6 protein-coding genes and 1 pseudogene are annotated in these 6108 nt (G+C 63.0%); 5 read left to right on the top strand and 2 right to left on the bottom strand.

Annotated elements, in window-relative coordinates:
• Positions 1 to 356: 356 nt before the first annotated feature.
• On the top strand, positions 357 to 911 hold the full coding sequence (locus tag AC1DS6_RS42115; RefSeq protein WP_441637428.1) for a hypothetical protein: 555 nt from the start codon (positions 357 to 359) through the stop codon (positions 909 to 911).
• Positions 912 to 1181: 270 nt separating this feature from the next.
• Here AC1DS6_RS42115 and AC1DS6_RS42110 read toward each other — a convergent pair.
• Together AC1DS6_RS42110 and pdxR are read right to left on the bottom strand one after the other, a co-directional pair.
• A pseudogene (locus tag AC1DS6_RS42110) lies at positions 1182 to 1574 on the bottom strand (GGDEF domain-containing protein); the annotation flags it as partial.
• Between the two features lie 566 nt (positions 1575 to 2140).
• Entirely contained in the window at positions 2141 to 3643 is a 1503-nt protein-coding gene (pdxR, locus tag AC1DS6_RS42105; protein ID WP_441637426.1) for a MocR-like pyridoxine biosynthesis transcription factor PdxR, read from the bottom strand.
• A gap of 307 nt (positions 3644 to 3950) precedes the next feature.
• Between pdxR and AC1DS6_RS42100 the strand changes: the two genes are divergently transcribed.
• The 4 genes from AC1DS6_RS42100 to AC1DS6_RS42085 all read left to right on the top strand — a co-directional run.
• A complete protein-coding gene (locus AC1DS6_RS42100; protein ID WP_441637424.1) occupies positions 3951 to 4853 on the top strand; it encodes a MurR/RpiR family transcriptional regulator in 903 nt (300 codons plus the stop codon).
• Between the two features lie 241 nt (positions 4854 to 5094).
• The gene (locus AC1DS6_RS42095) at positions 5095 to 5271 is read left to right on the top strand and encodes a hypothetical protein (protein WP_441637423.1); all 177 of its coding nucleotides are present in this window, start codon (positions 5095 to 5097) and stop codon (positions 5269 to 5271) included.
• Positions 5272 to 5395: 124 nt separating this feature from the next.
• Positions 5396 to 5671, top strand: coding sequence for an ElaB/YgaM/YqjD family protein (locus tag AC1DS6_RS42090; protein ID WP_441637421.1), 276 nt, complete (start codon positions 5396 to 5398; stop codon positions 5669 to 5671).
• A 104-nt stretch (positions 5672 to 5775) separates the two neighbouring features.
• Positions 5776 to 6108: asparaginase domain-containing protein (locus tag AC1DS6_RS42085; RefSeq protein WP_477104744.1), on the top strand; the 333-nt coding region annotated here is incomplete at its 3' end.

Genomic DNA, 6108 nt, shown 5'->3' with positions numbered 1-6108 from the left:
CAAAGCATCAACGTGAACACGCTCAACAACGTCGGCGTGATCGGCTCCGGCTTCGGCCCGCTGAGCATCGACGTCAACCCGTCGCAATGGGCCGCCACCCACGCCAAGGTCTGAACGAAATGCGCCAGGCTCCGTGGAAACCCCTGCGGGTTTCACGGCCGCTGCGCGGGTGCGAAGGTACTGCCCAGGGGGAATCGCAAGACGCGGCCGTGACCATAACGAGGCCATATTCCTGTAGAACGCAGTCTATTTGGAGCGTGCCCAGATCAGAAACACGCATGCGCGAACTGGCGGCGGGGCCGCAGGCCGTAAAATCTCCCTCATGTTCGTTTCGAGATATCAATCTCGCCAAAATCATGATAAAGAAGGCCACCCTCCTCTCCGCCCTCCTGCTGGCATCGATCACCGCCCACGCACAGCCGCCCGGCAAGGACGCGGCGCCCCTGGGCCTTGAACTTGGCAAGACCAAGTGTGCGCGGATGACACCCGGTCCGAATCGCGTCAAGACTGGCACGGCGCCGTGGGCAGGCGGTGACACCGTCGAGATCAAGCACCTGGATCGCTTCAATCTGCCAGGCCTGACCCGCGCGACCGTGAACTGCGACGCCCAGGACACCGTGGCGCTCATTACCCTGACATTCGACCGGTCCGCGATGGATGAGGTCAGCAAGACGCTCGACGCCCGCTACGAGTCCAAGCGCAAGACCGACCCCAATGCCGGGAACGGCTACGCCGAGTGGGAAGCAGCCAACGGCAGCCTCGAGATGCTTTACGCCCGCGACAGCAAGCAGTTCACCCTGGCGTACTGGGCCAAGGGCGCCAAGGCCAAGTACTTCGCCTACAGCGGCACGAGCGACAAGAAGCCGGCCGCGCCAGCGCAACCCTCCGCGACACTGCCTGCACCGCTGTAAGAGAAACGACCGTCACCCCGATGCTGGTCCAGTTCGACATGTCGAACAGAGGACTGGCGCCCCGCTGACACTCATCCTGCTGCTGAAGGCCTGTGGTGTGAGGAGGCGCCGGACCCAGCGTTCTGCCGTCTTCTGGGAGCGCCAGACTTGGGGGGGCGGCTGCCTTTTGGAAATCCAGGCCGGCGGAAGGGAACCGGTGGCCGTGATAGACGCTATGCACCGGCCAAAGGACAATGTCCAATCAGGCTACCTCATCGTGTCAGCTCGCATTCAGGCGGTCGCGCAATCGTCGCGCGGGCACCAGATGCATGCCATTCCCTGACAAGCCACCCTGTTCCGACCGTCCTTCTTCGCCGCATAGAGCGCCTGGTCCGCGATCGCAAGGACTTCTCGATGTGTCGACTCGACCTGCCCCTGTTTGCGCGTAAGCGAGGCCCCGATACTGACCGTCACGATGCCGAACGGAGAATGGCGATGCTCGATCGCCAGCCCCTCAATCGCGACGCGCAGATGCTCCAGCACCTCTTCGAGCGAGGGCGAAGCGGAACCGCACCGCAGCAGCGCAAACTCTTCACCGCCGATGCGCCCGGCAATCATCTGATACTTCTCTGCCACCGACTGCAGCACCGACGCCACGGAACGCAAGCAGTCGTCTCCGGCCGGATGACCATGCGAGGAACCGGTGGCATCGACATGCCGACTTCATCTCGATAGTGCTGATGTTCCTTGTCGAGCAGCGTCACAGCCGTGATCGACGCACCGGTCACACTTATATGAACGCGCCCCGGTTTGCTAGGTAAATGTCACGCGATGCTCGATCAGGGTTGGTTGCAGACTTATATCCGGCCTAGTGCAGGCCAAGCCTGCGACCCCGATGGAATTCGCCAAGAGCGGCCACCAGTGGCGCTCCACTGGCAGGGCGATCATAGCCGGGGGGGGCATTGCATTACTCAAAACCAGAAGTCATTTACCGGTCTGGCCTGAAATTCTGAACGGGGATCTGCGGACCGGTCGCACACATTGGACGACCGAAGCCATCACCCTGAGCTTCAATCAGTGCGACCAAGTCCGCCCCAGGAAACAATCTGACTCATCTCATCCAAGAATGCACGCTTGCGCGTGCGTTTCGCCGACAAGGTCAACCCTGGTTCCCGGGTCCACGTTCGTCGAACGTCCACCGATGATCCGGTTGAGGTCGACGAGGAGCCCAGGATCACAGGCGATACGCGTCAACCATCCCCCACCGATTCAATCGCGCACGCGAGCCTGGCCACCGCGGGCGCGATCTCCTCTTCACTGACCCCGCCGTAACCCAGCACCAGGCCGTTCTGCGCGCGCAGCGGATTGGCAAAGTAGGAAGACAGCGAGCGCGCCACGATCCCGTGGGCCAGCGCGGCGCGGGATACCTGATGATCGCTGGCACGGCGCAGCAGGACGGTCAGGTGCAGCCCGGTATCGGTGCCGACGATGTCGATCTCGCCGCCTAGCTGGCGCTGCAATTCCTGCGTCAGAAGGACCTGGCGCTCGCCATAGATCTTCCGCATACGTCGGATATGGGCTGCGTAGTGTCCGTCCGAAATGAAGTTCGCCAGGGCGTTCTGTATCTGCAATTGCCCGCCGCGATACAACTCGGAATGCGCTACGGCGAAGGCATCCACAAGCGCCGGCGGCAGGATCAGGAAGCCGAGCCGCAGGCCGGGGTACAGCACCTTGGAGAAGCTGCCGATGTAGACCGTATTGCGATGCGGGTCCAGGCCCTGCAGCGACGGCAAAGGGGCACCGTGGTAGCGGAATTCGCTGTCATAGTCGTCTTCGATGATCCAGGCGCTGTGCCGATGCGCCAACTCCGTCAGCAGGCGGCGCCGCGCGAGGCTCATCACCACGCCGCTGGGGTATTGGTGTGACGGCGTCACGAAGATGAGCCTGGGTCCGGTCTCGGGCGCAACGGGGGGCTGCATGCCCTGCGCGTCCACCGGCACCGCCTCCACCTTCAGCCCCGCCGCGCGGAACACGCTGCGCGCGCCCCAGTAACCGGGGTCTTCGACCCACACCACGTCGCCGGGGTCGCCAAGCAGGCGGGCACAGAGATCGATCGCCTGGTGACTGCCCTGCGTCACGACGATCTGTTCGGGCAGGCAGTCGACGCCGCGCGCCAGGGCCAGGTACTCCGCAAGCGCACGTTTGAGCGGCGGGCAGCCATGCCGGGTGCCGTAGCCCAGTTGCTCCTGGGAAGCCGTTTTCCAGACCTGGGTGATGATCCGCTGCCATATCGCGCGCGGGAATTGCCTGACGTCCGGAATGCCGAGCACAAACGAGCCCACCTGCCGGTCCGACGCGCCGGCGCCGTCAAGCAACTCACGGCCTCGCGCCGATAAGCGAGACGCCTCGCGCACTGCTGCGACCTCCTCCGCCTGGCTTACGCCGGACCCGCAATCACGCAGGACAGGATCGGGAGGGGCATCGCCAACATACGTTCCGCTACCGCCGTGCGTGAGCGTATAGCCCTCATCGGTGAGGCGCTCATACGCATACAGGACAGTGTTGCGGGCAATGTTCAGCCCCTTGGCAACCTCGCGTGTCGGTGGCAAGCGTGTACCGGCGGACAACTGTCCGGCCAGGATCGCGCCGCGGATGTCATCGAACAACTGCCGGTTCAGGGGAAGCCCCGATCGATCGGGTTGACTCCAGTGACTGCGCCCGAGAAGCCAGTCGATTAGTGGCGTCTCTTTCAAGGTCCTTGCTCCCTCTACGCTGCTTACCAGGATGCCCCGGCACAGGCTGTCCTTCGCATTCGGCGTCGCGTGCCAGCGGTACCGGCGGCTCACGGCACGCTGTAACGTCTAATACATAGACATGGGCCACGGTGAGACAAACATGACATTGACAGACAATACACGGCACATCTCCCTGGCGAAACCAAGGGTTTACGCGCAATCGGTCCGGAATGTCGCGAGTGCTATTCTCCGTTTTATGCCACGAACTGTAATGCTCATTACTTTCAGGCTGGCATTCCTTTTATGATCCACTCCCGGAGAGAGCGTGGCCAAGTTATCCATCAGAGACACGCTGGCAGACCGGGCTTCCGGCTTTACCGCGTCCGAGCTGAAGGTGGCGGAAACGCTGCTCACCAGCTATCCGAGCGCCGCGCTGACCTCCATCTCCAACCTTGCGGCGCAAGCGGGGGTCAGCGACCCGACGGTGTACCGGCTGGTCGTGAAGCTCGGGTTCGATGGCTACCCGGCGTTCCAGCGGGCGCTGCTGGCGGAGGTGGATGAGGCGATGAATTCACCGCTTTCGCGGCTGGGAGCCAGCACGCACGGTGGGCCGGGGGAAGACTTCCAGAAGCCCCTGCTGGCAAGCCTGGCGATGTCCGTCAGCCGGGTGGCGCACTGCGCTTCGCCGGAAGACTTCGATACCGCCGTCGATCTGCTTGGCGAGCCGCGATCATCCGTGTTCTGCACCGGCGGGCGATCCAGTGCATTCCTCGCGGCGCGCTTCACGTCTCTCCTGACGCATGTACGGCCCAAGGTCCGCCATATCGAGCCGGCTTTGGAGCGGGCGAACGAGGTGCTGGTCGACATCGGCCCCGACGATGTCCTCGTCGTCTACGACTATCGCCGATACCAGAAAACCGTCATCGACTTTGCCGCCGCCGCGCAACGTCTCGGCGCGAAGATCATCCTCTTCACCGATGAATGGAAGTCGCCGATCGCTGGCTTCTCCGCGGCCACGCTCACCAGCTTTGTCCGGACGGACTCGCCGTTCGATACCAAGGTACCTGCGCTGGCGCAAACCGAGACGCTGATCGCCGCGCTCATTGCCCGCTTTCCCGAAGAAACAAGGCAGCGGTTCGAATCCATCGAGGCCATCAGGAAATCCGCCAGGCCAGACAGCGTCGGTAACGGGCTCGATGCATCCTCATCCGGCCGCGCGACAGCCTGACCGGCCACCTGGCAGGACGCAAGAAGGCGGTTCCATCAACTATTCCGGATTGGCTCTTATTCGCGCGCCGGATCTTCCTTATGCTAGGCAGGCATTGAACCTGCCCCTCCCCGGCACTGCCACAGGGAGAACAAGCGCAGCTTCAAACAGAATGGAGACCACGTCGCCCCCATGACCAACGCGCGTCTTGTGCGAACTCGCGACATGATCTGAACGCCAATCCGGAAACAAACGACTTGCCATGCCAGTCATCGCCAACCATGTGCTTCGCAGCTACCCGCTGATCATCAAAGAGTCGCAACCCATGCCGGCCCCCCAGGCCTCCGCGCTCCCGAGTCCCCCGTTCGACCCTTTCGACTGCGGCACCAGTGCAGACGAAGAGGAGCTGAAGGCGGTCGCCGTGCTGGGATACAACTGAGTATCCCGGCCAGTCGTTCATTCATGCCGCAATTCAGTATTCCCGCAGTTCAGTCGTTCAGTAGTTGATTAACCGTTTGACCAGAATGAGCCAAGCATTCAAGCAATTCAACGAGGAGAAAATCATGTCGAATACCGGGAACGCCCTGCGCGAAGTGGATAGCCTGCTGGTACCCACCACCAACGCCGCGAGCGGGCCGGCGGAGGAAGTGCCTGGCAAGGTGCAGGCGCGCCTGAAGAAGGCAAAGAAGAAGATGGCGGACGTGCAATACGTCGTGGTCGAAAAAAGCCGCCACACGGCGCGCCTGGCGGACGATTATGTGCATGAACGTCCCTGGACATCGATCGGTGTCGCAGCCGCCGTCGGCTTGTTGATCGGCTGGCTGATCGATAGAAAATAAATCCCCGGCGCCACGCGCCAACGAAACCCTCGGGCCGGACTGCGGATTTCACCGGCAGTCCGGCCAACGAGCATTGCCTGCTGCCATAGAGAGCCAGAAGAATCATGAAGCATTCCGTCCGTCTCACCACCATCGGCGCCCTGCTGCTCGCCGCCAGCCTGACCACCGGCGCCGCCCATGCGCAGCTTGCCCCGCCCGCCGCCGCGCCGCCGCAGGCGAGCGCCCCCAGCGAAGCCCGCAAGGCCAATATCGTCATCATCGGCACCGGCGGCACCATTGCCGGCGCCGGCGCTGCCGCCACCAATACCGCGGCCTACCAGTCGGCCGTGGTGCCGGTGGACAAGATCATCGCCTCGGTCCCGGAAATCTCGAAGGTCGCCAACGTCAAGGGCGAGCAGGTCTTCCAGATCGGCTCGGAGAGCTTCAATAACGAGCGC

Source organism: Cupriavidus sp. 05L310 (assembly GCF_056398185.1).
The sequence above is the reverse complement of the archived record's forward strand: the minus strand, read 5'-3'. Positions and strand labels throughout refer to the sequence as shown.